The following is a 26,705-nucleotide window of genomic DNA, read 5'->3' on the forward strand; positions in this document are numbered from 1 at the left end:
AAATACTTGGTGACGTATCATTTGATGCGGCACGTATTTTTATTTGTGCTTTCCGATGAGTGCTCCGCTTTTCTGATCTGAACTGATGCCTTGGGCTTCGCCCTATTCAACACCAATCGATCTGACTAAAAAGACATTACTAACTCACCGACTTTGTAAGATCAAAATAGACAAAATTACAGCAACTGTCAATCTTTCAGGTGAAAGAAATTTACAGAAATCCGCTTTTCGTTTAGTGTTATTCCAGAAAAAAACGTCATCGCGATCAACAAAAATTGATCGAAGAGTGACAACGCCTTTTATTGCAAACAGAGGAAGCACATTCCCGTCGCAGGATGTGTCGCAAGCGAATGGTAGATACAAAAGAAAAAGTTATACAGGCTGCTGAAGAACTGATTTCTCGCTACGGATATAACCGTACCTCCATGACAGACGTTGCAAAACAGGCCGGTTTGTCCAGGCAGACTGTTTATGCCGTGTTTGCCAACAAGGAGGATCTTTATGCGGAAACGTCTTACTATGTTTTCAAGAAGCACCTGACAAAGGTTCGTGAAGATATTACCCATTGCTCGTCTCTGCGCGATCAGTTGCAGATCTATTTCGAGCATCTTGTCATTGGCCCGTTTCTGTTTCTGCAGAAGCATCCGGAAGCCAGAACGCTCTGGGCAGATGAGTCGATGAACAATCATCCGGCCATCACCAAGTTGAAGCAGGAGCATCGCCAGTTTCTGGCCGAGCTCCTTGTTCCCTACACCAAATATATCGGCGCGTCCGGTCAATGTCCGGCACATATGGCGGACTTTATCATCATGACCTGCCGCGAAATGAAATGTGGCAAGGCCTCTTCGCTTGAAGAATTGCGCAAGCTTCTGGATACGCTGACGGCGTCCGTTCTGGCGTTGGCCTCGCCCGGCGAAGCTGCATGATGAACGGCAATGGTCCGACGTGGGGGCCGCAGACATGATCTGGTGAGGATTTCAGGGGCGGCTGTGCCAAGATTGTCAAAGCTTGAAGGCTGGACCGCAGGGTTCGGCCTTTTCTGTATCTTCTGTTCGTCGATGTTATCCGCGTTTCCGGGGCTGCCGCTTCCAGAACGAAAAATCCCGGAAGCATGAGCTCCCGGGATCTGTATCTCAAACAGTTGGAAACTGTTCTTAGAAGTCGCGCTGCAGACGCAGTTTGCCTTCCCATACTTCGGTGTCTGCAGAGGTTGCATAGTCGAAGTCGCGGTCGGTGTACTGGATACCAGCGATGATCTTCAGGTTTTTAACCGGCTTGTAGCCAACTTCACCAGATACGGTGTAGAAGTCATAGTCGTAGTCGGTCGTGCCTTTGTCGTCATATTCGCCATAGCCACCAGCAACGATTGCCCACAGGTTGTCAGCAAAAGCGTATTTCAAGCTTGCGGATACACCATACAGTTCGTTGAGCTCGTAGTCGGTGCCGTCCATGGAAGCGTCGGACATGTAGGTGCTGTTGCCAACGCCGTTCCATGCCATTGCGCCTTTGGTGTAGAAACCGTTCAGGGCAAGGTTGGAGCCTTCAGACAGCATGTCGAGGTTGAAGAGACCACCAGCTGCTACGGAATAGGCAACTTCGTTGTCGTAGATTGCAGAGTCATAACGAGCCTGGGAAACCAGACCGCCAACAGACACAGAACCCCAAGCCTGGTCAACTTTCAAGCGAGCAACCAGGGTAGGCAGGGTCTGGCCAGCAAAGCCGTTGCCAGGAAGGATACCGTTCACGTCGCCGAGGTGCTTGTTGTTTGCGATGCCGAGGGTGGCGGTTACGCCATTGCCCAGAGCCATGTTGTAGCCGATCTGGCCAGCTTCGGTATCGCCGAGGTCATAGTCGCCGCCGTACATGTCGCCAGCGTAGTCAACAATGCCTGCAGTGGTCAGGTAACCAGCATAGAAACCGCCGAGGGTCATGTATGCACGCTTCAGGTCGATGTTGCCATCTTCGCCCTTGCCAACGTCGCCTTCAAAGCGAACGTGGGAAGACAGGGTTCCAAATTCGGTTTCTTCTTTAGCTTCGAAGTTAACCTGGCCACGAGCCCAGAGGTCGAATTTCTGGGTAGCGCGGTCGCCTTCGTTGAAGGTTGCTTCAGTACGAGCATAACCGCTGATCTTCAGGCAGGTATCGGTGCCTGGGATGAAGAAATAGCCAGCGCCGTATGCGTCGCAAACTTTTACGTAATCTACAGGTTCTGCTACCGGCAGATCGGCTGCCTGAGCGGCACCGCCAGCTACGAGAGCTGCTGCAGAACCGAGGATGAGGCTCTTGATGTTCATAATTCTGACCCTAGTATTTGTATAAGCTTGCGACAAAGAGACAATACTCGTTAAATTGTAAATCGCAAACATACTTTCAGAGTCCATTTGTCAATTCAAATTTGATGTTGCAAAAAAAACACAAAGGGGTCGGGGGGTCCCGCATTTCAGCCACTTTTGGAGTGATGAGAAAGGGCAAAAAGAGCTTTAACGCGTGTGGGCATCTTGCGACACCGATAAAAACAGCACGAATTTGCTTGCTTCGGGGGAAGGGGTAAAGGCTTTGCAGAGAGTCGTGAAACGCCTGTTGCCTGGGTCGCCAGTTGCTTGGTTTAAGCAAAAAAACAAACACCAGAGACCTGCTCGAGCCCTCTGGTGTGTTTGATCTCAATAATCTGACAATTCCTGCACACTATTCGGGGCAGGAAGTTCAAGGTGAGACGGGTGATCAGTGGCCGCAGCCGCACCCGCCACCATGGCCATGATCGTGCCCATGGTCGTGGCTATGCCCGTGATCATGCCCGTGATCATGCCCGTGATCATGATTGCACTCGCAAAGCTGGGGCAGCTTCTGGCCGTTCATCATGAAGTCCCTGACCGCATCCAGCGGTTCGGTCTTGTCGGTGATGCTGGCAATCACGCCGCGCGCCTGCATGCGGCGGGCAAACCCCGCGCCAAAGGAAGCGGAGAGCACGACGTCTACCGCATCGAGCGGATGGGTTTCGCTGCTGTTGCCAAACTCATGCATGCTCATTTCCTTAGGCATGTCGAGTCGATTGGTTTCCACCGGCTGAAGGTCTTCGCCCACCGTATAGACGAGGAAGCGTCGGGCTTTGCCTGCGTGGTTGGTTACCGTGCGGAAATTCTGGGAGGATACAGCAATTTTCATGTCACGCTCCAAATCTCGTGATGCTGGTCTTCTGGCATCAGGCTGCCGCCCGGCCAGACTTGAAAATGAATGAAGCCATTGCCGCAAGGCCTTGTTGTGGGCCCTGTTGCAATCGCTACCGCTGCTCTTGATCCCCGGTCCGGAAGAAGACGCACCTGTCCGGTGCTACACAACAATAGCTCAAGCAATAAGCAAGCTTGCACCAACTATCAAGGATGTCATTGCCCGATGGCACTGTTATGCGCTGCCCGTTTGGCGAGGCCCCGAGGTGCCATCGTCCTCTGTGGCGTTGTCCTGAGCCTCGGCAACAGGGGGCTTAGCCAGTCGCGCCAGATCGTCGGCATAGTCGTCAAGGGCCGCCGTGCCTTTCGGGGTAATCTGATAGATGCCGGTGGTGACCCGCTCGAACCAGCCATAATGATCATCGGACATGATGCGTCTGGCGTTCTCGACGCCCGTGGCGCGGGCGATCAGCGCCGCCTTGGTCGGACCTGATGTGGCCAGATGTTGAAGACACCTGAGGGCATCCTGTCGATAGGCGGTCACCAGCCCCTTGTGTCGGGAGGAGCCGCCGGCATTCGGGTCGCCCACCCGGCGGGCAAACTCCCGCAACAGTCGGCTCTTGCGGGGTTTCATCTTGCGGGCGACGTAAGGAGCAGGGTCAAGATGGGGCGTGACGAAATCATCCTTGAGGCGGACGGTGATCAATCCGAGCCCGAGCCGTCGGCACAGGGCGATATTGTTCTTGAGGGACTTCTGGAAAGGGCGGCTGGAACTGTGGGGGACGGCGATATAGACCGCGTCTGTCACGCTCTGTCGCGTGATGGCCTGATGGAACAGGGTCAGCGAGAAGCCGACTTTCAGCTCGACGATCAGCGGATCGTCATTCTCACGCGCAGCCATGATATCGACCGCGCCCACCTCGCCCTTGACGTCATATCCCTGCTCTTCCAGATAGCGCTTGATCGGCAGGTATAGATCGGTTTCGCGAATGGCAGCGGTGGCCATGCTGATGTCCTTCCTTGAGAATTCGACTCAGGCAAACACGCGTTGCGGCCTGTCGCCGAATCATCGCGTCCTGACTGGAGTGAGGCTAGCGGATTTGCCTTGAGGAAGGATAAAAGAGAAAGGACAAACAGAGAGGGACAAGAATGGGAAGAGGGTCCGCTCTTCAGACATTGGGGGGGACTGAAAAGAGCGGACCCCGGACGGGTTGGCACCAGAACCTTAGCCGTCCTTGTAATAGTAGCTGTAACCGTTGAGCGCCGGAGCGCCGCCCAGATGGGCATAGAGCACCTTGGAGCCTTCAGGGAAGAAGCCCTTCTTGGTCAGGTCGATCAGACCCTGCATGCTTTTGCCTTCATACACCGGATCGGTCATCATCGCCTCGGTGCGGGCAGCAAGGCGGATGGCGTCGTTGGTTTCTTCAGACGGTACGCCATAGGCCGGATAGGCATAGTCTTCCAGAATGACGATCTCGTCTTCGCGCACCTTGCGGCCAAGCTCGACAAGCTCGGCGGTATCGTCGACGATGGAGCGCACCTGAGCGCGGGTCTGCTCAGGGGTCGCTGATGCGTCGATGCCGATCACCCGGTCGGCGCGGTCCTGAGCGGCAAAGCCGACAATCATGCCGCCCTGCGTAGAGCCAGTCACGACACAAACGACGATATAGTCGAACTTGAAGCCCAGCTCTTCTTCCTGCTGTGCCACTTCCTCGGCAAAGCCGATGTAGCCCAGAGCACCATATTTATGCACCGATGCGCCAGCCGGAATGGCATAGGGCACGCCGCCTGCATCCTTGACCGACTGAATGGCATTTTCCCAGCTCTGGCGAATGCCGATGTCGAAGCCATCGTCAACCAGTCGGCTGTCGGCACCCATCAGGCGCGTCATCAGAATGTTGCCGACGCGATCGTAGACCGCATCATAGTGGGGCACCCATTTTTCCTGCACCACAACGCATTTCATGCCGATCTTGGCGGCCGCTGCTGCGACCATGCGGGTATGGTTGGACTGGACGCCGCCGATGGAGACCAGAGTGTCAGCGCCGGAAGCGATGGCGTCGGGAATGATATATTCGAGCTTGCGCAGCTTGTTACCGCCCATCGCGAGGCCGGAGTTGCAGTCTTCGCGCTTGGCATAGATCTCGACCTTGCCGCCGAGTGCCTCCGACAGGCGAGGGAGCTTTTCGATCGGCGTCGGGCCGAAGGTGAGGGGATATCGTTCAAATTTCTCGAGCACTGGAAGGCCTCGCTTGATCTGGAGATTGTTTTTAGTAATTCCAAGACTAGCAAAACTTTCATGAAAGGTGCTTCGAAAGATTGCCTAAAATATTTGTATTTACGATATGAATTGGATAAAGATTTAAAGGAATAATCAGTAGTCAATGGATTTATGGAAGATTCTTTCATATGAGTGAATCCGGTCTCGATCGCATCGACAGGAACATATTGCGCCACTTGCAAAAAGACGGACGGCTCAGCAATGCCGACCTTGCCCAGAAGGTCAATGTCAGCGCCGCGACATGCCATCGCCGGACGCAGCGACTGTTCGAGGAAGGCTATATTCTGGGGGTGCATGCAGACATCAACCCCAAGCCGGTTGGCCTCGGGGCGCTGGTCATGGTCGGTGTGGTGCTTGATCACTCGACGCCGGAGAGCTTCCGCGCCTTCGAGGAGGCCATCCTCTCGATGCCTGTTGTCCTCAACTGCAATCTGGTGGCAGGAGACTATGACTATCTGCTGACCATACGGGTGAAGGACATGAGTGACTTCAACACCCTGCATGGTGAGCAGCTCATCGCATTGCCCGGAGTTCGGCAGACGCGGACCTTCTTTGTCATGAAGGAGGTTAAAAACAACGAGCCGCTGCCTTTCTAGACAGCGGCCCGGTTGGAGAGCATCCGATCCTTCTCAAGAGCCACAAAAGGAGAGCCGGACGCTTTCTGGATTTGGGACGGTTCAGCTTGCCAGAAACGGAACCGGAATGCCGAAGGTGTCAGCCAGCAGCACGAAGTTCAGAACCAGCACCACCGTGGCACCAAGCGCGGCAAGGGTGCGGATGATCTTGCCCGAAGCATAGGGGCCCATGATGTCCTTGCGCGAGGTGAAAATGATCAAGGCGATCATCGGAACTGGCAGCGAGATGCTGAGGATGACCTGACTGACGACCAGCGCCTGCGTCGCATTGACCCCCATCGCAACAACGGCAAAGGCAGGCACCATGGTGACCAGACGGCGCAGCCAGACCGGAACTCTGAAGTGCAGGAAACCCTGCATGATCATCTGACCGGCCATCGTGCCGACGACAGAGCTGGAAATGCCCGACGCAATCAGCGAGACCAGAAAGGCACCGGCTGCAAACACACCCAGCAACGGGGTCAGCGTATGATAGGCCGTCTCGATTTCGGCCACTTCGCTATGGCCATTGTGGAAGGCACTGGCGGCCATCATCACCATGGCCATGTTGACCATCCCGGCAACGGCCAGCGCGATGACGACTTCCCAGTTGGAATATTTCAGCACCCGCTTGCGTTCGCATTCCGTGCGGATCACGGCGCGGGACTGGGTCAGGCCGGAGTGCAGATAGATGGCATGCGGCATGACCGTCGCACCGATGATGCCAACCGCGATCGTCAGTGCGGCTGCGTCTGCCAGCTCAGGCGTAACCAGCCCCGTAGCAGCATCGCCCCAGGCAATCGGTGCAATGAAGATTTCCGTCAGATAGCACAGGCCGATCACGCCGACCATCGCCCCGATGATCAGTTCCATCGGCCGGAAGCCCTTGCTCTCGAACAGCAGAATGCCGTAGGTCACGATGGCCGTTACGCCCATGCCAGCAATGAGCGGCATGTTGAACAACAGCGCCAGCCCGATCGCCCCACCAAGAAACTCGGCAAGGTCGGTTGCCATGGCGGCAATCTCGCTCACAGCCCACATGACCCAGACAACCGGCGAGGAGAAATTATCGCGGCACAGCTCGGCGAGATTCTTGCCCGTCACGATGCCGAGCCGGGCCGAGAGCGCCTGAAACAGCATGGCAATCAGATTGGCCATCAGCACGATCCAGAGCAGACCATAGCCATATCCGGCGCCCGCCTGAATGTTGGTGGCATAGTTGCCCGGATCCATATAGGCGACGGACGCAATGATGGCAGGGCCGGCAAACAGCAGTTTGCTGCTCCATCCGCGACGTTCGCCCGACAGGACGGCACTCATTTTCAATTGCGTTTGTTCAGTTGCAAACATGGACGGTCTCGATAGGAATAGGTGAATATTTTCTTCTTCAATGACTGAAGTATAGCCAAGGCTAAAAAAAATGCAAGATTTAGCCTTGGCTATACATTAAATAATGAACAAGATATCCATGTTCAAGACGTCATCGGGGTTGCGGCCAATTTGCCAATTGAAAAAAGAAGGTTCATTCTATACCCAAGGCTTTAAAGAATCACGCCCTGTATCGAGGGCCGTCTGCCAACCGAACAAAACCGAAAAAGAAGAAGAAAATGCCGGAAACATCCAGTCGACCATCCAAGCAAAGCGTTCGTTTCATCCGGGCGAGGGAAGCGCAGGCCTGTGCGGTGATGGAAGACTATGTTGAAATGATCGGGGATCTCATCCGGGATCTGGGCGAAGCGCGCACTGCAGACATCGCCGAACGCATGGGCGTTGCCCATCCGACGGCAACCAAGGCCATCACGCGTCTCAAGCGCGAAGGCCTTGCGGTCTCGCGTCCCTATCGCGGTGTGTTTCTGACGGACGAAGGTGAGGCGCTGGCCAACCGGGTCCGGGCACGCCATCGCTCGGTGGTGGAACTGCTGGTGGCGGTCGGTGTGCCGCGGGAAACGGCCGAGCTTGATGCCGAAGGGATCGAGCATCATGTCTCCGACCGGTCACTCGAGGCCTTCAACAAGTTTCTGGCCAATGAGGCAAAGGAAGGCAAGGACTGACGTCGCCTGCCCGCTGTCCTCATTCGTTCGCTGCCGTTGTCAGCCGGGGGGCTGATCCGCACACCCCGGCCATGCAGTCAGGCTCTAGCCGATCAGCTCTCTCAGCGTTTCAATGATCAGGTTTGATCCTGCCCCGGTCAGTGCCTTGCGGTGCAGCGCCTTGAGCTCGGGGTCGCGCAGATGGCTGCCTCCGACCAGACCGACGATGCGACCGACGCCTGCAGCCTTGGCTCCAACCGTTCCGGCAATGCCGTCCTCAACGACCATGCAGTCCTTGGGATCGACATTCAGCGCTTCTGCGGCATAGATAAAGATATCCGGCGCCGGCTTGCCATTTGGCACCATGTCGGTGCTGAAGGAGCGGCCTTCGAAGCGATGGTCCTCGCCAATCTTGGTCAGTGACAGGTGCAGCCTGTCGGGCGTGCTGCCGGATGCCAGACAATAGGGGATGCCGTTGGCGTCGAGCAGGTCCAGCAATTCGCTGGCCCCGTCGATGGTGGTCAGGCCCTGCTTGATGCGTTCAAGAACGCGGGTATGCCATTCTTCCGGGAAAATGCCGGTGAGGTCTTCACCGGTCTGTTTCTGCATGAAGCGGCCGATGTCCTTGGGGGATGTGCCCAGGAAGTCCTTGACCAGAGTACTCCAGTCCATGGGAATGCCGTGTTTGTGGAAGGTGTTCTGAAGCTCGCCGAGAGAAATGGGTTCACTGTCGACAATGACGCCGTCGAAATCGAAAATGACGGCCTTGATACCGGAAAGAGGACCGGATAACAGGCCGGATGCGGGGGTAGAAACCAAGATGATGTCCTGTTTGGTCTGGAAGCCGGGAAAGGGGGATGGAGTTGGCTTCCTTTGAAAAGATGGGGCGCGGCAAGGCTGGCGCCTAGTGGCTCTTGTAGTCTTCTGTGGTTGGCTCCAGTCTCTGCATCAGCGGGCTTTCAGGATGTTCTATTGCCTGAACGGCGGCCTTGGCCAGAAAATCACCAGCTTCGGTGAGGTCCTGATAGACGGAGAGAATTTCGCTGCGGATGAATTTCAGATAGGGGCTTGCCTCCTTGGCAAACACGTCGATGTCGGTGCCGAGCCGTTTGCCGCTCTGTTCGATGGCGGCAAGGGACAACACGGCGGTCGCCGTCGACGGAGCGATGATCGCATCAACCGGCTCGGCGCTTTGAAGCCGGTCAAGCAGGGTGCGCAGCAACACTTCGCCGGTGTCGTGGCTGGTTGCGCCTTCAAGCACCTCCAGAGTGTAATCGTGATCCTTGTGGACCCGCTCCAGACCGGCAATCAGATGCTGGCTGTAACTGAGATCGGCAGGTGGCGAGACAACCAGAAAATGGCGGCGCCCCTTCTCATAAAGGCGCCGAACAGCCATTTCCCCGAAGGCCTCGGTATCGAAATCGAAATAGCGATGCTGCGCCTGCCAGTTGGTGCGGCCATAGGCGGCAAAGGGGAAACTGCGCTCCATCAGATAGGCGATGCGCTCATCTTCCGGTTTGGTCTGATTGAGGATGATGGCGTCTGCGGCCCGGGTTTCCACCACATGACGGATAACCGCCAGTCGGTCGGCATCGGAGGAAAAGGTCACGATATTCATGTGGTAGATGGAGCCCGAAAGACTGTGCGCGATCGCCGATATGAGCCGACCGGTGTGGTCATCGATCACGTCATGATCTGCCGACAGCACCAGAGAGATGACGTTGGTCCGTCCTGTGACCAGCCCCAACCCCGAGCGATTGCGGACATAGCCGATTTCCTCGGCTATCTTCTTGACCTTTTCCTTCGTCTCGGCACCAATCTCTGGCCCGTCATTGAGTGCACGGGAAACTGTCGTGACAGCGAAGCCGCTCAACTCGGAAATGGTCTTAAGGGTCGGTCTTTTAAAGGGCATCATCAACACCTTGGGCTTGGTGAGGTTATATTGCCAACTTTTGTCTATTCGCAATAGGGACGACGATGATGTTTCCCAAGAAAAAGCGAGATCTTGCCAAGATGACATCCTCAGAGGCGCAAGGAGTGGCAAAAAAGATGGCAGGATTGGGGCTTTTACTTCAGGTAACGTTTCCTTTGCCTGTCCCTCGACGGGCAAATATCGGGATAGAACGATTACAGTTTACGCCCACACGGCAATAATACTTCGCGCCAGCTATGTTCTGAATGGTCATGAGGCCGATGATGACTTGCGACCAACGCAAAATCCCCTCGGGGCAGGTGTCTGGCCGAGGGGATGGTTGTATAGGGCCGACTTGAGCGGCATTATTAGGACTGCGACTGGCTTAGTTGGACAGGATGTCGCAATAGAGGTCCGGGTCGACGTTGGCACCGGAGATGACGATTGCCAGAGCGCCGTCGTTGGCGGGGATCTTGCCTGCAAGGGCTGCAGCCAATCCGGCAGAACCGCCCGGCTCGGCCACTAGCTTCAGCTTCTCGAAGGCAAACCGCACCGCCGTTCGGACTTCCTCGTCGCTCACGGCCAACCCGCCCGCCAGCAGGTGCTTGTTGATCGGCAGGGTCATCGATCCCGGGTAGGGCGACTGCAGGGCATCGCAGATCGAACGGGCGTCCGGGTCATTCTTGGCCAGAGTCTCACTGGCAAGCGAGCGTCCGGTGGTGTCGAACCCGACCGGTTCCGCCGCATAGACAAGAGCGTCCGGCTTTTGTGTCTTGATCGCAGTTGCGAGACCGGAAATAAGGCCGCCACCACCGCAAGGGGCAATGGCTGCCCCGACCTCGGCACCGATCTCTTCAGCTTGCTGCAGAATTTCCAGCCCCACGGTGCCCTGACCGGCGATGATATAGGGATCGTCATAGGACGGCACCAGAATGGCTCCCCGTTCGTTGACGAGCGCCATGGCAATCTCTTCGCGGGATTCGGTGTAACGGTCATAGAAAATGATGTCAGCACCAAGGGCGCGGGTGTTGTTGACCTTGATCTTGGGGGCGTCACTCGGCATCACTATGGTTGCCGGAATGCCATTCATGCTGGCAGCTGCCGCGATGCCCTGAGCGTGGTTGCCGGAAGACCAGGCCACCACACCGGCAGCGCGGGCGGACGGTTCGATCACGGAAATGCGGTTGAACGCGCCGCGAAACTTGAAAGACCCAGTATGCTGGGCGCCTTCGAACTTGATCAGAACCCGTCTGCCCAGCTTGTCGCTGAGTGTGCTGTTTTCCAGTAGGGGCGTCCGGACCGCATGGCCGGCAAGGCGCTGGGCTGCTTTGAGAATATCGTCAAATGAAATGGCTGGATCTGTCGTCATTGGTCACTCTTGCGTGGTGCAGTCTTGAAATATGGACCATCGGCGGTCACAGGAGGAACGCGCGTGTCCACTGGCGGGAAATGCCATCACTATAGACTGCCTTGCGCAATTTGCCAGATCGGAAATGGCAGGGATCACAGCTCCGCGTTATGCTCTCTGGGGCAGATCGATCTTTCAGGACGGGCGCTTGTTGTCGGGGCGCTCTTCAGGCGGCACATAGTCGATCAGCAGATGATAGACGCAGATCAGTCCGACGACGCCAAAGATGACCGCCCAGGTGACGCTGCCCATGAACAATTCAAAGCATCCCCAGAGCAGGGTGACGCCACAGATGAGCAGGCGGACCCATAGGGGTCTGAGCATTGGGTGTGATGTGTCGAACAAATTGGCCTCCCTCGCAATGCGCATTTCTTGCGCGCTGACACTTCTGTCTATCGCTTTTTGCCAGCAAAGGCCAGAAGTCAGTCAGCTCCCATCCCCATTCCCGGCCCCATTCCCGGCCTTCAGCCGACAATGGCACCGACTGCGAAAGCGACAAGCGCACAGGCCCCGCCGACGAGGATCGTCTCGCCAACGCAGCGCGAGACCTTTTCCCGCGTTGACCACCAGCGCAGAAGCCCCAGTCCGACGAGCGCCAGAAAAGTGGACAGAACGGACAGCAGGAAAGTGGTGTCTGTTGGAGGGAGCATCAGATAGGGAACCAGCGGGATGACCCCGAAAGTGACAAAGGACAGGAATGTCACCAGCCCGTCAAGCGCTGGCGATACCTGTCGCATGTCATGCATTTCCAGCTCGTAGCTCATCATCAGGTCGGCAACCAGCTCCGGGCTCTTCATGACCTCGTCGGCGATCTTGCGGGCCGAGGACAAGGGCAGGCCACGCTCGGTCATCATCTGGATCAGCTCGGCATATTCCTGCTTGGGATGATTGACAAATTCCTCGAAAACGAACTGACGTTGCTTGAAATAGAGGTCTTTCTTGGAGCGGGTGGATAGAAATTCGCCAAGCCCCATGGACACGGCGTCGGCAAACAGATTGGCCAGCCCGAACACCAGAACGGCAATGGCGCCGACATGGGTGACGCCTTCCGCCTGTGCACCGGCAAACCCGGCGACGATGGCGAATGTCGTGACGATGCCGTCATTGCCGCCAAACACCAGCTGTTTGAGAAAATCCTGCACCTGGCCGAGGTTGTGGACTTCCCTGCGATGATGTGCCCAGTCAATCGTCATGGTGTTGCTTCCCCCTGCATACGCATGAAATCAGACTTCCCTTTCCCATAGCATAGATCCGCCACCGGCGGGAATTCGACTTTCCCCGGTCCGCGAGTCAAAAAGTTGAAGAGTGACAGGGCTTTACAAAGCCCTCTCAACAGGTTTTTATTATGAATATCATAATCAACTTTACAAAGATGAATTTTTCATTCAGGTTTTGAGCCCTGCGAAGGAGAGCGGACGCACGTTGGGAAGTCGGGGCAACACCGGCTCGCGGCGTCCATTTGCATGGTCCATGGGTGGCAGTCTGACGCCAGCCGCCCGGGCCTCGTTGGGATACAAATGGAATTGGGGAAGACAATTCGATGAAAATGAATCTATTGCTTGGATATTCTGTCGCCTGTTTGCTTGGTGCCAGCGCAGTCGCTGCTGCTGCGGAGCCGGTGAGCAAGAAGGCTGTTCTTGAAACCTATGCCACCATTGCTCAGGCAAAATATGAAGACAGCCTCACGGCTGCCGTAACCCTGCAGAAGGCGGTGGGCGCACTGATCGCAACGCCATCGGCAGACACCCTGACGGCGGCGCGCGCCGCTTGGCTCGCTGCTCGCGTGCCCTATCAGCAGACCGAGGTCTATCGTTTCGGCAACGCCATTGTTGATGACTGGGAAGGCAAGGTCAACGCCTGGCCGCTGGATGAGGGCTTGATCGACTATGTCGATGCCTCTTATGGTGGCCCGAGCGACGAAAACGAATATGCGGCGCTCAATGTTGTCGCCAACCCGACCTTTACCCTGTCGGGCAAGGAGATCGACGCTACCGCCATCACGCCCGAATTGCTGTCGGAAACCCTGCATGAAGCCGACGGCATCGAGGCCAACGTCGCCACCGGCTACCACGCCATCGAATTCCTGCTGTGGGGGCAGGATCTGAATGGCACTGATCATGGTGCCGGGGAGCGTGCATGGACCGACTATGCCAAGGGCGAGGCCTGTACCAATGGTCATTGTGATCGTCGCGGCGCCTATCTGACAGCGGCAACCGATCTTCTGGTGTCCGATCTTGGCTGGATGGCCAAGCAGTGGCAGCCGGGAGGCGATGCCCGCGCGGCCGTGCTGGCTGACGAGAATGCCGGCATTGTCACCATTGTCACCGGCATGGGCTCCCTGTCCTATGGCGAACAGGCCGGCGAACGCATGCGTCTTGGCCTGATGCTCAATGATCCGGAAGAAGAGCACGATTGCTTCTCCGACAACACCCACAACAGCCACTATTATGACGGCCTTGGCATTCGCAATGCCTATGTCGGCGAGTATGTGCGGATTGATGGCTCCCGTGTTTCCGGCCCGTCCCTGTCCGATCTGGTCGCAGCAGCGGACAAGGATCTTGATGCCGAACTGACCGGCAAGCTCAACACCACGATGCTCAAGCTTGGTGCCATCAAGTCAGCCGCCGAATCCGGCTTCTCTTACGACCAGATGCTGGCCCGCGGCAACAAGGGTGGCGAAGCGCTGATCATGGGCGGCGTCAATGCTCTGGTCGACCAGACCAAGTCCATCGAACGCGTTGTCTCGGCCCTGAACCTGCATGACATCGAGTTCGAAGGCTCCGACAGTCTCGACAATCCAACAGCCGTTTTCGAATAGGTCATCTCAATTGAAAACAGAAAGCGCAGCTTGATGAGCTGCGCTTTTTGCGTTTGCCAAAATGCCGGAAGCTGCCCTCATGATCCGTCCCGTCCTGCCCCTTCTGCCTCTCATTGCAGCCTTGCCAGCCATGGCCGGGCCGCTTGATGAGCCGCATCTGCGCATCGTGCCGCGCACGGAGGCTGAGGCAAGCCGGATCGCGATTGTCACGGCCCCACCTAAAGATTTCACCGCCCCGCAACAGTTTGAAGCCCTTTCGGCTGGTGCAGCGACGGTCCGGGTTCGCAAGGACGCGGATGCCTTCTCGAAACCCACGGCCAACATGGGACTTGAAAGCGAGCTGGACTTCGAACTCGGCAAGGCGATGTTCGAAAAGCTCTGGGTGTCGTCGCCCTCATCGACAAAGGCATCCGACGGATTGGGCCCGCTCTACAATGCCCGCTCCTGCATGCGTTGTCATGTCAACGACGGGCGCGGCCACCCGCCAGAGGACAATGCTGACAGCGCTGTGTCGCTGTTCCTGCGCGTCGCCGTGCCTGATGCCGCCGACCCGCTGGCAAAGCGGATCGAGGGCTATCACGGCACCATGCCCGATCCCACCTATGGCGGCCAGTTGCAGGATTTTGCGCTTGCTGGACTTCCTGCCGAGTACCGTCTGCAAATCGATTATGAGGAAATTCCGGTGGCGCTTGCCGGGGGTGAGGCTGCTTCTTTGCGGAAGCCGACCTACCGGACGACTGACCTTGCCTATGGTCCTCTGCATCCCGATGCCACGCTCAGCCCGCGCATCGCGCCGCAGATGATAGGGCTTGGCTTGCTGGAGGCCATTCCGGCGCAGGATATCCTTGCCGGAGCTGACCCGGATGACGCCGATGGCGATGGCATCTCGGGCCGCCCCAACGTCGTCTGGTCCGAGCGCTACCAGATGCCGATGCTTGGCCGCTTTGGCCTCAAGGCGGGGCGTCCCACTGTCGAGGAACAGTCTGCCGCGGCCTTCTTCCGTGATATTGGCCTCTCCAATCCGCTGTTTCCGGAGGCATGGGGTGACTGCACGGCAAGCCAGAGCGACTGTCGCGCAGCGCCGCATGGCGATGGAGATGCGCGCGGCACCGAGGTCGACCAGACCGGACTTGACCTCGTCACTTTCTATAGCCGCCATTTGGGCGTACCGGCTCGCCGCACCGTTGACGACAAGACCGTGCTGCGCGGCAAAGAGCTGTTTCACACGGTCGGCTGCGCTGGCTGCCACCGGCCTGCCTATGTCACCCACCGCCTTGAGGATGAGCCGGAGCTGGGTTTCCAGCTCATATGGCCTTATACTGATCTTCTGTTGCATGATATGGGAGACGGGCTTGCCGATGGTCAGCCCGAAGCCCGAGCTACTGGGCGGGAATGGCGAACTCCGCCGCTCTGGGGCATCGGGCTGACGGAGCAGGTGTCTGGCCATAGCTTCTTTCTTCACGACGGCCGGGCGCGGTCCCTGCTCGAAGCGGTGCTTTGGCACGGTGGCGAAGCCGAAGCGCAGCGGGATGCTGTTATCACCATGCCGCCTGACGACCGCGCCGCATTGATTTCATTTCTGGAAAGCTTGTAACCATGTGGAAATATTGCCTTGTTCTTTTCTGCCTTCTGTCATCACCGGTTCTGGCTGGCGAGGCCGATATCGCCGCGATCATCCCGAAGGTTGTTCATCAGCATATCCTGCCGGGCTATGAGCGCCTGGCGGCCACAACGGCGACCCTCGCCGATGTGGTTCCGGCAAGCTGTGGCCGTGACCCGGAAGCCGTGAAAGGGGCCTACAACAAGGCCTTTGACGCCTGGATGATGGTCAGTCATCTGCGCTTCGGCCCGTCGGAGCAAAAAAACCGAGCCTTTGCTCTGGCCTTCTGGCCGGATACCCGCGGCTTCACCCCCAAGACATTGGCCAGCCTTTTGCGGGACGATGATCCGGTCATTCATGACGCGGAGAAGTTCAGGACTGTGTCGATTGCGGCGCGTGGCTTCTATCCCATGGAATTCCTGCTCTATGACGATGCATTCACCGGCAATCCGGCAGCTAACCGCTGTGCCCTGCTGACTGTCATGGCCAAGGACATGGCCGAGAACGCAGCCGCCATTCTCAAGGACTGGCAGGGCGGCTATGCCGAGTTGATGATCAAGGCGGATAATGACACCTATCGTGAACCGGAGGAGGCCGTGCGCCAGCTCTATACGGCTCTCACAACCGGGCTGCAATTCACAGCTCAGACCCGTCTTGGCCGTCCGATGGGCAGCTACTCCAAACCGCGCCCGAGCCGTGCTGAGGCTTGGCGCTCAGGCCGGTCCCTGCGCCATGTGCTGCTGTCGCTTGAAGCCAACAGGCAACTGGCGTCCCTGCTGTCGGAGGAGGATGCCGATGTGGATCGGGGCTTTGACCGTGCTATCCGGATTGTCGAGGGGATCGATGACCCCTCCTTTGCTGGCGTTGCGACCGTTCAGGGGCGCGTCCGCCTGGAGGCGTTGCAGGGCGCCATAACCCTTACCAACGATCTTCTGGCGGAATATCTGGCCCCGAGGTTGGGCATCACCGCCGGATTCAACGCACTGGATGGAGACTGACATGCCTGATCGCCGTTCCTTTCTCACCGGACTGTTCGCCCTTGGCCTCTGCCCGTCGGTCACATGGGCCGATGCAGGCAGCCCCGCCTTCCTGTCCGCCGCCCGCAAGCCCGATGGCACCTACGCCCTGTTCGGCATTTCGGAGCAGGGCCGCACCATTTTCGAGATCGCGCTGCCGGGGCGCGGCCACGCCGCCGCCGCCCATCCACACCGCCCCGAGGCGGTGGCCTTTGCGCGTCGTCCGGGCAACTTCGCTCTGGCGCTCGACTGCCGCACCGGCGAGACGATAGGCGAGCTGCATTCGCCAAAGGGCCATCACTTTCAGGGCCATGGTGCTTTCTCCGAGGATGGTAGCCTGCTCTACACCGCCGAGAATGACTATGATTACGCCAGAGGGGTCATCGGCGTCTGGGATGCAGCCCATGGCTACAAGCGCATCGGCGAGTTCGCCTCCCACGGCGTCGGCCCCCATGATGTGAAACTGATGCCCGACAAGCAGCATCTGGTGATCGCCAATGGCGGTATCGAAACCCACCCTGACAGTGGTCGTGAAAAGCTCAATATCCCGACCATGAAGCCAAGCCTTGCCTATGTCACGCTGAAGGGCGAGCTTCTGGAAATGGTGGAATTGCCCCATGCCATGCACAAGAACTCCATTCGCCATCTGAGCGTGGGCGAGGATGGATTGGTGGCTTTTGCCATGCAGTGGGAGGGTGATATCTCTGACAGCCCGGCGATGCTGGGGCTGCACCGAAGGGGGGAAGACCCCCGCCTCCTGCTCGCGCCCGAGGACGAGCAGCGCGAGCTGAAGGGCTATGTCGGCAGCGTTGCGCTGGACAGCGAACAGAAATTGCTGGCCGCATCCTCACCAAGGGGTGGGGTGGTGCATCAGTTTGACAGCGACACCGGCGAGTTTCTCGGCGCGATCCATGAAGAGGACGTCTGTGGCCTCGCGGTGCGTGACCACAAGCTGGCACGTACCAGCGGCATGGGCATCGTTTGCTTCTCCGAGGAAATGGCAGGCACCCAGATGGACAAGACGCGCGTGACCCATCGCTATCAGTGGGACAATCATCTCGTCCCCATTAGCTGAGTCCGGCGGCTTTTAAGCTTGCAAAACAAAAGGCGGCCGATGCGGGCCGCCTTTCTGGTATGGGGCATTTGGGCCATTGGGAAGGCTCGGCTCAGGTACTTTCCGAAAGCACGAGCTGCTTGTCCATGCGTTCAAGGGCGGCGTCATTGTGCGTGATCAGCAGGATCGAGCGCCCGGTTTCGTCATCAAGGATCCGGTTGAGAATCTCCCTCTCCATCTGCGGGTCAAGCCCTTCGCCCGGTTCGTCCAGCACCAGAATAGGGGCTGGGCTGAGAAGGGCGCGGGCAATTGACAACCGCCGGATCTGGCCGCCGGACAGGGTGCCACCAGCCTCGCCGACGAAGGTTTCCAGACCATCTGGCTCGGAAGCGACAAAGTCGGTGAGCTGTACCTGATCCAGCACCTTTTGGAGCATGGCATCACTGGCCTCCGGATTGGCCACCAGCAGGTTGCCCTTGAGGGTGGAGTTGAACAGATGCGGCTTTTGGGGGGCCACGGCAAAATGGGCCCTGAGGCTCTCGGCGCTGTAGCAGCAGTGCGGTTGCCCATCGATGAGGATCTGGCCACCGGAGAGCGGCCAGAAGCCGACCAGCGCATTGATGATGCTCGATTTGCCAATCCCGGATGGTCCGACGATGGCCACCCGTTCGCCCGGCTCGACGGTGAGGGAGAGGCCATCAAAGGCGGATTTTCTGCCTTCTTCATAGACGAGGCTGGCGTTGTCGAGCACCAGTGTCGGCGTCGTGGCGGGTTTGTCGGAGATTGCATTTTCGCTCCAGAAGGACGCGCCTCTGGGGGGCTGGTCCGTCAGTCCGAACAGGCGCTTGGCCGCAACCTGCGTCTCGACAAAGGCGCGAATGGCAACGGGCAGCGGCACGATGACCTCGAAGCTTGCCATTGCAAACAGCATCAGCATTGGCAGGATCGGACCGTCGAAAGTGCCGTCATCGACTTTCGGAATGATCAGCCAGAGGGCCGCGAACATGGCAAGGCTCGCTGCCAGCGTCAGCGCGCTCTGGGAGGCAGCCTGCAGCTTGGCGAGGCGGACCTGACTGGAACAAAGGCTTTCCGACTGGGCTTCCACCATCTGGCGATAATCGCCGTCACGGCCATAGACGAGCATTTCCCTCAGCGCCTGCTGGCCTTCGACAAGGGTTGATCGCATCTGAGCTGCCTGCAACACCTGCGCGGCGGCTGCCTGCCGTCCGAAATGCAGGATCAGCCAAGGCGTCAGGATGCCGCCGAAGACATAGAGCACCACCAGCGCGACCGCCAGAGCAACCGAGAAATAGCCAGCGAAGACACAGAAGATCGGTACGGCGATCACCGCCACGAGGCTCGGCACCAGCACCCGCAGATAGAAATTCTCAAGTGTCGTAATGTCTGCCCCGATGCGCGAGAAAATGTCGCCGCTCTTGAGGTCCTGCAGCCCCGAGGGCGCAAGGGGCTCCATGCGGTCATAGAACCAGCGTCGCAGCTCGGCCACCAGTCTGAGGGTCGCCTCGTGGGTCACCAGCCGTTCGGCATAGCGGCCAACGGTGCGGGTGATGGCCATGGCGCGGATGATGGCGGCGGGTGTGAAATAGTTCATCGTGACACCGGCAAGGCCAGCCAGCGCCATTGCGGCAATGAACCAGCCGGAAATTGCCATCAGCGTCACGTTGGCCAGTGCCGTGATCAGGGAGAGGAACACCCCGAGGATGATCCAGCCGGTCCATGGGCGCATCAGCCCTAGCAGTTTTCTGATCTCAGCCATTGTGCGCCTCCCCGGACGTGCCGTTGAAATTGGAGCGGACCAGCGCGGCATAGGCGCCGTTCTGTTGCATCAGGGCGTCATGTGAGCCCATCTCCATGACCTTGCCCTTCTCGAGCACGAGAATGATGTCGGCTTCCTCGATCGTGTGCAGCCGGTGGGCGATGGTGATGGTGGTGGAGCGCTGCTCCAATGCATGCAGGGCGGTCTGGATTTTTGCCTCATTGTTCCGGTCGAGGTGGGCTGACGGTTCATCAAGCAACACTAGCGGCGCATCGCGCAACAGGGCGCGGGCAATGGCAATCCGCTGGATCTGACCACCCGAAAGGCCTGCGCCCTTTTCGTTGAGCTGGTGGTTGTAGCCCTTGTCAAGCGCGGCGATGAAATCGTGCGCCTCGGCCAGTCTGGCCGCCGCTTGCACCGCCTCAAGGGAGGCGTTCGGCTGGCCATAGCGAATGGCATCAAGGATGGTCCCCGAAAACAGCGTCGGCTTTTGCGGCACATAGGCCAGCTGTTCCCGCCAGGCTTCGATTGGCAGGCTGGCAAGGTCGATACCGTTGATCAGGATCTGCCCTTCGCCAGGTCTGGCCAGACCAAGGATGAGGTCGATGATGGTGCTCTTGCCCGCGCCGGACGGCCCGACCAGCGCCAGACTCTGGCCTGCGTCCAGCTTGAAGGAAACATCCTCAAGGGCGCGGCTGCCATCGGGATAGGAAAAACAGACGGAACGGAACTCAACGGCAATGCCGCCGGCAAGGTCGGGAAGCGTCTCGGCTGAGGCACTCTTTTGCGCGGTGCCGTCGTCCATCTCCATGATCGAGACCATCGCCTCGGCCGCGCCAACCGCTTCCATGCGGGCGTGATAATGGGTGCCCATATTGCGCAGCGGCAGATAGAAATCCGGAGCCAGCAACAGCACATAGAAGCCGTCAAAGAAGGTCATGTCGCCATAGAGCAGCCGAAAACCGATCAACACGGCGATGATGGCGATCGAAACGGTGGCGAAGAATTCCAGCACCAGTGAAGACAGGAAGGCCACGCGCAACACACTCATCGTGGTGCGGCGATAGCTTTCGGCCATGCGCGAGACGGTTTCCGCTTCCCGGCGCGAAGCGTTGAACAGCTTCAGGGTCGTCAGGCCCTGGATCATGTCGAGGAAATGGGCCGACAGCCGCGCCAGCTTGCGCCATTGTTTCTGATTGAGCTTCTCGGTGCCCTTGCCGATGAGGATCATGAACACCGGAATGAGCGGCGCGGTGACCACCATGACAATCGCCGACAGCCAGTCGCGGGTGAGCGTCACGGCCAGAATGGCAAAGGGCAGCAGCACCGTCATCACCATCGCAGGCATGTAGCGGGCGAAATAGCCCTCCATCGCCTCGATGCCTTCGGTCAGCATGGTGACCTGATCCCCCACAGCGTTTTCACTGCCGCGCTCAAGGATCGGGCCTTTGGCGATCAGCCGGGTGAGCAGATCCTTGCGCAGCTTGTGCTTGAGATCGATGGCGGCGTTCAGCGCCAGCCGTTCGGAGAAATAGGACAGGATGGCGCGCAGAAGAAACAGGATGACCAGCGGCGGCAACAGGAACAGCAGATCGGTCAGCGATGCCTTGTCGGTCAGCACGGCATCCACCACAAAGGCGATGACGCCCATCTGGACGATCAGGACGATTCCGGCGGCAAAGGACAGGACAATCGACAGATTGAGCGGACGCCGGGCGCGTGATGACTGGGATTTGAGAAAGGCTGAGATGTGTTTCGTGGACATGGAGGTCCCTGACTTTTCGGCCTTTACCGGCCCACAAATGACATGACCGGGCGGACCCGGTCATGAGAAGGTTTATAATGGTTGAAAGGTGCTAATCAAGTATCCTTTTCGCCATAACTGTCCTGAGCTTCATACCACATGACATTGATCACGCCGACGGAAAGGGCGGCTGTCAATCCAAGGATCCAGGCAAAATACCACATAGTCAGATTTCCTTTCCTTCACTCAGTAAGCCGAATGGCTGCGTGCTTCGATTTCGTCCATGGTGACCCGACCCCACATGCGCCAGTAACACCAGAGGGTGTAGGCCAGCACGATCGGCACGAAGATGACGGCGGTCCAGAACATGACCGTCAGGGTCAGGTGGCTGGAGGTCGCATCCCATACGGTCAGCGAAGAGCGTGGGTCGGTGGTGGAGGGCATCACGAACGGGAACATCGAAAGCCCTGCGGTCGAGATGATGCCGGTCATGCCCAATGCACTGAACAGGAAGGCAAAACCACCCTTGCCAGCCTTGCTCATCAGAGCCATCAGCAGCGGGCAGAGGATGCCGATTGCCGGAGCAAGCATGGCGATCGGATAGGTGCTGTAGGTGTTGAACAGCCCACCGGCCTCGCGGGCCACTTCCTTGGCCAGCGGGTTCGGCAGGGCATCATAAGCTGGCTGGCTGACGATGACGAACCAGTTGAAGTTGCCAGCCCAGATCCACAGACCGGCAAGGGCGAACAGAACGGCCGTGGCAATACCGGCATAGAAGCCATATTGGCGAGCCCGGGCGGCAACCACTTCGTCAGCGCGCATCTGCAACCATGTGCTGCCATGACCGGAGAGCATGGCGACCGAAACGAGGCCGGCCAGAATGGCAAACGGATTGAGCAGCGGCAACAGCGCCCACAGGAACTTGGCGTCATAGGTGACGCGCAGGAACTCGTCGAGGTGGAACGGCACACCTTGCAACAGGTTGCCAAAGGCGACACCGAAGATCAGGGACGGGATGAAGCCACCGGCGAACAGACCCCAGTCCCAGGCATTGCGCCAGCCGGGATTCTCGATCTTGGAGCGGTAGTCGAAGCCGACAGGCCGGAAGAACAGGGCAAACAGCACCAGCAACATGGCCAGATAGAAGCCCGAGAAGGCGGCAGCATAGACTGCAGGCCATGCGGCGAAGATGGCGCCACCTGCCGTGATGAACCACACCTGGTTGCCGTCCCAGTGCGGGCCGACCGTGTTGATGATGATGCGGCGTTCCGGGTCATTCTTGCCAAGGAATGGCAACAGGGTGCCAACGCCCATATCCATGCCATCGGTGATGGCAAAGCCGATGAGCAATACGCCTACGAGCGCCCACCAGGCAAATTTCAGGATTTCATAATCGATAATCATCGCTTTTTTCCTATCAGTGGGTCTTATTCAGCCGGAGCCAAAGACGACGGCTTGGATTGTTCATGGTAATAGCGACCGGTGTGGAGCGAGCTCGGCCCCAGACGCGCAAACTTGAACATCAGCCACACTTCGATGACCAACAGGAAGGTGTAGAAGGCAAGGAAGCCGGTGAGCGAGAAGATCAGGTCGGCGATCGTCAGGCTTGATGCAGCCAGGAATGTCGGCAGAACCTCGCCGATTGCCCATGGCTGACGGCCATATTCGGCAACAAACCAACCCAGCTCAACCGAAAGCCATGGCAGAGGAATGGCAAGAACCAGCAGCTTGAGCAGCCAGCGCTTTTCCTCGATCTGCCGTTTGGCTGTGTAGTAGAAGGACAGGGCGAACAGGGCGAGCATGGCAAAGCCGAAGGCCACCATGATGCGGAAGCTCAGGAACAGATATGGCACGGACGGGATCGAATCGTCGACGGCGGCCTTGATCATGTCCTCGGTTGCTTCCATCGGATTGTCGACATAGCGCTTGAGCAGCAGACCATAGCCCAGATCCGCCTTGTGTTCATTGAAGGCAGCCTTGGTTTCTTCGGACTTGTCGCCAGCGCGCAGCTTGGTCAGATAGTCATAGGCGATCATGCCCGAGCGGATGCGCACTTCGTGCTGTTCCTTGAGCTCGGAAATGCCAAGCACCTGCTTGTCGAACGAGCGGGTTGCGATCAGGCCCATCACCCAGGGAATCTCGATGCCGTAATCGACCTTCATTTCCTTGTCATTCGGCCAGCCGATAAGGTTGAAGGCGGCAGGTGCTTCGGAGGTGTGATACTCGGCCTCGATGGCAGCCAGCTTGACTTTCTGCACGTCACCCAGTTCGTAACCGGATTCGTCACCCAGCACGATAACCGACAGCGAAGCGGCAAGACCGAAGCCGGCAGCAACCGCGAAAGAGCGCTTGGCAAAGGCCAGATCGCGACCCTTGAGGATATACCAGGCGGAAATGCCGATCACGAAGATCGATGCCGTGACATAGCCGGCAGCAACCGTGTGAACGAACTTGACCTGCGCAACCGGGTTGAGAACCACTTCGGCGAAGTTGGTCATTTCCATGCGCATGGTCTCGGCGGAGAATTCTGACCCGACCGGGTTCTGCATCCAGCCGTTGGCGACCAGAATCCATAGTGCGGAGAGGTTGGAGCCAAGGGCCGTGAAGAAGGTCACCGCCAGATGCTGGCGCTTGGAAAGCTTGTCCCAGCCAAGGAAGAACAGACCAACGAAGGTGGATTCAAGGAAGAATGCCATCAGGCCTTCAATGGCCAGAGGCGCACCGAACACGTCGCCCACATAGTGGGAATAGTAGGACCAGTTGGTACCGAACTGGAACTCCATGGTCAGGCCCGTGGTGACGCCCAGAGCGAAGTTGATGCCAAACAACTTGCCCCAGAATTTGGTCATGTCTTTATAGACTTCCTTGCCGGTCATCACATAGACCGACTCCATGATGACGAGCATCCAGGTCAGCCCCAGTGTCAGGGGTACGAACAGGAAGTGGTAGAGCGCGGTGGCGGCAAATTGCCAGCGCGACAGGTTGACGAACAGATCGCCATAAATAGGTTCCATGACAGCTCTCTTTGATGCTGTATCAACCCAGAGGCAGGTAAGAGTTTGGTCCCGTAGCAGTCAGGGTCCTGCGGTGTGGTCGATTGGTCAGATATTGAGTGGACAGGATGATGGTTGTTAAAGAAGGGGCGGCGCGCGGCTGGCGCCGACGCGAGGAGAGAGAGACAGTGTACTGTCTGAAGACGACGACGGCCAGAAAACTGTTGCAACCTTGTGACTTGCGCGCACGAACGGCAGGGCACAGTCATGAACGCCGAGGTCGCCAAGAGCCGTAAGGGCACAAATGGCGCAGTCTTTTTCCAGATTGGCGGGGGCTTCGTTATCCTTGACGGGAACGGCAGCCAGGCCATTGGCTGTGCAGATGAAGCCAGCAAATACACTTTTCGAGGCCACACCGGCCGCAGCCCGCGCACTTGCCGTGCTATGCAACCCGAAAGCCAGAATCTGCAACCAGATCGCACAGAGCGCCACCAGCGTAATCGCTTTCTGGCGCCGCATCAGTTTGAGCATGGTTGGGTTACTGGTCATCGACTGTTGTTCGAATTCGCTAGCTTTGTCAGTGTTCTGTATACGCACGCCGAAAAGTCAAAAGTGCATTTGTAATTCATATTTGAAAAACAAGAGCTTTGACATGGGGCATCTCGCCACACCTGTCGCATGGGAAGGATTGTATCCCTTGGGGTGCCCTGCGAAAACACTGCGACACATGGGATATTGGTAGCACGCAGAGCACGCGGAATGCAAATAATTCAGTTATTATAAAAGCTTGGGATAACGGGAGAGTGCCATCCTTCCATGCCTTGGGAACATCAGCCTGACGCAAGTTTGGTCTGTCAGATTGGGGGCAATTGTCACCCCGATGCTGTGAAAGCACCAAAGCGAGGATGAAATGATCAACTCAGACGGCTTGAGACGGAGGCGGACTCCCCTGTTCTCCCATCCCGGAACAAGCCTGGTGTATGCGATCGCCCTGATGCTGGTTGGCATCATGGCTCAGATTGCCTGCGCCGAGGCCGCTGATACGCAGTCATTGCCCCGGGCAAAAAGCCAAGTTCAGGCTCAGGACGCGCTTGAGGCAGACGAGATGCCCACCGGGGCGGTTGCCAAGCCGGATTCCAAGGCCGTCGAAGACGTGGATGCCGATCGCTTCTGCAAGAATATTTCCAGCCTAGCCTCCGAACAGCGCTACGCCTGGCAGCTGCGCAACCTGATTTCCATGCAGAACGACATCGATGAGCGCATTGAAAAACTTGAAGCGCTGAGGGCGGATGTTCAGGACTGGATCGACAAGCGCGACAAGGTGCTGAGCGACGTCAAGGAACATATCATTCAGGTCTATGAGCGCATGCGCCCGGAAGCGGCTGCCGAACGGTTGGCAAGCGTGGAGGATGACGTGGCGATCGCTCTGCTCGCCAAAATGAAACCGCGTGTTGTCAGCGCCATTCTGAACGAGATGGATGCGGCCAAGGCCTCGGAGCTGACACAGGCGATGGCCTCTCTGGTAGAAATCAAGCCTGGAGACGAGATTCAATGACATCCCCCCTTTCAGCAAACACGTTTTTTGTCAAACCGCTGCTGGCGGTGCTGGGGCTCATCCTGCTTGTCGGCTGTGCTGGCAAACAGGAGCCGATTGGTGCAACTCCCGAGTTGACCCCTGTCGGCATGGGGCTCAACCATCAGGTGGTCAACCCGACCCTTGTCGGCTACCAGCCGGTTGCCAACCGCAGTTTCCACGCCATGTGGTCGGATGACCGCAACCAGTTCTTCACGGAGCCGCGGGCCAAACGGGTCGGCGATGTGCTGACCGTGATGATCAACATTGAGGATAAGGCCAATCTGGACAACGCTTCAGATCGCAGCCGCGACAGCTCTGAAAAGCAGACCTTGGGCTTCGGCTTCAATCTCTTCGGGTTTGGCGAGGATGGCGACGCCGAGTTCGGCGTCGATTCCAAGAGCTCCACGAAAGGCAAGGGCGCGATCAACCGCAAGGAGGAGATCGACCTTCAGGTTGCCGCTGTCGTGACGCAGGTTCTGCCCAACCACAATCTGGTGATTTCCGGCAGTCAGGAAGTCCGCGTCAACGCAGAGGTGCGCGTGCTCAATGTCGAGGGCATTGTCCGGCCCCGTGATATCGCAGCGGACAACATGATCACCTACGACAAGATTGCCGAAGCCCGCATTTCCTATGGTGGCCGTGGCCGCATCACGGAAGTGCAGCAACCCGCCTGGGGACAGCAGATCTATGACCGGGTCGTGCCCTTCTAAGGGCCATC

At 58.0% G+C, this 26,705-nt stretch carries 25 protein-coding genes; 9 read left to right on the top strand and 16 right to left on the bottom strand.

What is annotated here, in order from left to right:
* Positions 1–350: 350 nt before the first annotated feature.
* Positions 351–926, top strand: a complete 576-nt coding sequence (locus DSL70_RS15760; RefSeq protein ID WP_162916774.1) for a TetR/AcrR family transcriptional regulator — start codon at positions 351–353, stop codon at positions 924–926.
* Positions 927–1,154: 228 nt separating this feature from the next.
* On the opposite strand, the gene DSL70_RS15765 is transcribed toward DSL70_RS15760, so the two are convergent.
* The 4 genes from DSL70_RS15765 to DSL70_RS15780 all read right to left on the bottom strand — a co-directional run bounded on the left by DSL70_RS15765 (position 1,155) and on the right by DSL70_RS15780 (position 5,421).
* A complete protein-coding gene (locus DSL70_RS15765) occupies positions 1,155–2,294 on the bottom strand; it encodes a porin (protein ID WP_162916776.1) in 1,140 nt (379 codons plus the stop codon).
* Positions 2,295–2,721: 427 nt separating this feature from the next.
* On the bottom strand, positions 2,722–3,162 hold the full coding sequence (locus DSL70_RS15770) for a NifB/NifX family molybdenum-iron cluster-binding protein (protein ID WP_119308919.1): 441 nt from the start codon (positions 3,160–3,162) through the stop codon (positions 2,722–2,724).
* Positions 3,163–3,399: 237 nt separating this feature from the next.
* Complete coding sequence (locus DSL70_RS15775; RefSeq protein WP_119308920.1) at positions 3,400–4,170, bottom strand: DUF2161 domain-containing phosphodiesterase; 771 nt, start codon at positions 4,168–4,170, stop codon at positions 3,400–3,402.
* Positions 4,171–4,389: 219 nt separating this feature from the next.
* Positions 4,390–5,421: a 1-aminocyclopropane-1-carboxylate deaminase gene (locus DSL70_RS15780; RefSeq protein ID WP_119308921.1), complete on the bottom strand. Its 1,032-nt coding sequence runs from the start codon at positions 5,419–5,421 to the stop codon at positions 4,390–4,392.
* A 152-nt stretch (positions 5,422–5,573) separates the two neighbouring features.
* Between DSL70_RS15780 and DSL70_RS15785 the strand changes: the two genes are divergently transcribed.
* A complete protein-coding gene (locus DSL70_RS15785) occupies positions 5,574–6,041 on the top strand; it encodes an Lrp/AsnC family transcriptional regulator (protein ID WP_119308922.1) in 468 nt (155 codons plus the stop codon).
* Positions 6,042–6,122: 81 nt separating this feature from the next.
* Here the strand turns inward: DSL70_RS15785 and DSL70_RS15790 are convergent, their stop codons facing one another.
* Positions 6,123–7,409 (bottom strand): Nramp family divalent metal transporter, encoded by a 1,287-nt coding sequence (locus DSL70_RS15790; RefSeq protein ID WP_119308923.1) that lies wholly within the window; start codon positions 7,407–7,409, stop codon positions 6,123–6,125.
* Positions 7,410–7,615: 206 nt separating this feature from the next.
* On the opposite strand from DSL70_RS15790, the gene mntR reads away from it, so the two are divergent.
* Positions 7,616–8,110 (top strand): manganese-binding transcriptional regulator MntR, encoded by a 495-nt coding sequence (mntR, locus tag DSL70_RS15795; RefSeq protein ID WP_280955358.1) that lies wholly within the window; start codon positions 7,616–7,618, stop codon positions 8,108–8,110.
* Between the two features lie 84 nt (positions 8,111–8,194).
* On the opposite strand, the gene DSL70_RS15800 is transcribed toward mntR, so the two are convergent.
* The 5 genes from DSL70_RS15800 to DSL70_RS15820 form a co-directional block, all read right to left on the bottom strand.
* On the bottom strand, positions 8,195–8,908 hold the full coding sequence (locus DSL70_RS15800; RefSeq protein ID WP_162916778.1) for an HAD family hydrolase: 714 nt from the start codon (positions 8,906–8,908) through the stop codon (positions 8,195–8,197).
* 85 nt (positions 8,909–8,993) lie between these two features.
* Positions 8,994–10,001, bottom strand: a complete 1,008-nt coding sequence (locus DSL70_RS15805; RefSeq protein ID WP_162916780.1) for a LacI family transcriptional regulator — start codon at positions 9,999–10,001, stop codon at positions 8,994–8,996.
* A gap of 385 nt (positions 10,002–10,386) precedes the next feature.
* Entirely contained in the window at positions 10,387–11,370 is a 984-nt protein-coding gene (locus DSL70_RS15810) for a threonine ammonia-lyase (RefSeq protein ID WP_119308927.1), read from the bottom strand.
* A gap of 174 nt (positions 11,371–11,544) precedes the next feature.
* Positions 11,545–11,733 (bottom strand): DUF3329 domain-containing protein, encoded by a 189-nt coding sequence (locus tag DSL70_RS15815; protein ID WP_162916752.1) that lies wholly within the window; start codon positions 11,731–11,733, stop codon positions 11,545–11,547.
* A 140-nt stretch (positions 11,734–11,873) separates the two neighbouring features.
* Positions 11,874–12,602, bottom strand: coding sequence for a VIT1/CCC1 transporter family protein (locus tag DSL70_RS15820; protein WP_119308929.1), 729 nt, complete (start codon positions 12,600–12,602; stop codon positions 11,874–11,876).
* A 347-nt stretch (positions 12,603–12,949) separates the two neighbouring features.
* Here DSL70_RS15820 and DSL70_RS15825 point away from each other — a divergent pair, with 347 nt between their 5' ends.
* The 4 genes from DSL70_RS15825 to DSL70_RS15840 all read left to right on the top strand — a co-directional run bounded on the left by DSL70_RS15825 (position 12,950) and on the right by DSL70_RS15840 (position 17,918).
* On the top strand, positions 12,950–14,227 hold the full coding sequence (locus DSL70_RS15825; RefSeq protein ID WP_119308930.1) for an imelysin family protein: 1,278 nt from the start codon (positions 12,950–12,952) through the stop codon (positions 14,225–14,227).
* Positions 14,228–14,306: 79 nt separating this feature from the next.
* Positions 14,307–15,821 (top strand): di-heme oxidoreductase family protein, encoded by a 1,515-nt coding sequence (locus DSL70_RS15830; RefSeq protein ID WP_245418239.1) that lies wholly within the window; start codon positions 14,307–14,309, stop codon positions 15,819–15,821.
* Positions 15,822–15,823: 2 nt separating this feature from the next.
* Positions 15,824–16,825: an imelysin family protein gene (locus DSL70_RS15835; RefSeq protein ID WP_119308931.1), complete on the top strand. Its 1,002-nt coding sequence runs from the start codon at positions 15,824–15,826 to the stop codon at positions 16,823–16,825.
* Between the two features lies 1 nt (position 16,826).
* Positions 16,827–17,918, top strand: a complete 1,092-nt coding sequence (locus DSL70_RS15840; RefSeq protein WP_119308932.1) for a DUF1513 domain-containing protein — start codon at positions 16,827–16,829, stop codon at positions 17,916–17,918.
* 91 nt (positions 17,919–18,009) lie between these two features.
* Here the strand turns inward: DSL70_RS15840 and cydC are convergent, their stop codons facing one another.
* From cydC to DSL70_RS15870, 6 genes are all read right to left on the bottom strand, one after another.
* Positions 18,010–19,674 carry a thiol reductant ABC exporter subunit CydC gene (gene cydC / locus DSL70_RS15845; RefSeq protein WP_162916782.1) on the bottom strand — a complete coding sequence of 555 codons (1,665 nt, stop codon included), beginning with the start codon at positions 19,672–19,674 and terminating at the stop codon, positions 18,010–18,012.
* Complete coding sequence (gene cydD / locus DSL70_RS15850) at positions 19,667–21,439, bottom strand: thiol reductant ABC exporter subunit CydD (protein ID WP_119308934.1); 1,773 nt, start codon at positions 21,437–21,439, stop codon at positions 19,667–19,669. The genes cydC and cydD overlap by 8 nt, the downstream gene beginning before the upstream one ends.
* 95 nt (positions 21,440–21,534) lie before the next feature.
* Positions 21,535–21,642 carry a cytochrome bd-I oxidase subunit CydX gene (cydX, locus tag DSL70_RS15855; protein ID WP_119308935.1) on the bottom strand — a complete coding sequence of 36 codons (108 nt, stop codon included), beginning with the start codon at positions 21,640–21,642 and terminating at the stop codon, positions 21,535–21,537.
* Positions 21,643–21,664: 22 nt separating this feature from the next.
* A complete protein-coding gene (cydB, locus tag DSL70_RS15860) occupies positions 21,665–22,822 on the bottom strand; it encodes a cytochrome d ubiquinol oxidase subunit II (protein WP_119308936.1) in 1,158 nt (385 codons plus the stop codon).
* A 23-nt stretch (positions 22,823–22,845) separates the two neighbouring features.
* Complete coding sequence (locus tag DSL70_RS15865; protein ID WP_119308937.1) at positions 22,846–24,432, bottom strand: cytochrome ubiquinol oxidase subunit I; 1,587 nt, start codon at positions 24,430–24,432, stop codon at positions 22,846–22,848.
* Positions 24,433–24,549: 117 nt separating this feature from the next.
* Complete coding sequence (locus tag DSL70_RS15870; protein WP_119308938.1) at positions 24,550–24,960, bottom strand: hypothetical protein; 411 nt, start codon at positions 24,958–24,960, stop codon at positions 24,550–24,552.
* A gap of 427 nt (positions 24,961–25,387) precedes the next feature.
* Between DSL70_RS15870 and DSL70_RS15875 the strand changes: the two genes are divergently transcribed.
* Positions 25,388–25,966, top strand: a complete 579-nt coding sequence (locus tag DSL70_RS15875; RefSeq protein WP_119308939.1) for a MotE family protein — start codon at positions 25,388–25,390, stop codon at positions 25,964–25,966.
* The gene (flgH, locus tag DSL70_RS15880) at positions 25,963–26,697 is read left to right on the top strand and encodes a flagellar basal body L-ring protein FlgH (RefSeq protein WP_119308940.1); all 735 of its coding nucleotides are present in this window, start codon (positions 25,963–25,965) and stop codon (positions 26,695–26,697) included. Before DSL70_RS15875 ends, flgH begins: the two co-directional genes overlap by 4 nt.
* Positions 26,698–26,705: the final 8 nt, after the last annotated feature.

The organism is Cohaesibacter haloalkalitolerans (assembly GCF_003574655.1).
Taxonomy (GTDB): Bacteria; Pseudomonadota; Alphaproteobacteria; order Rhizobiales; family Cohaesibacteraceae; genus Cohaesibacter; species Cohaesibacter haloalkalitolerans.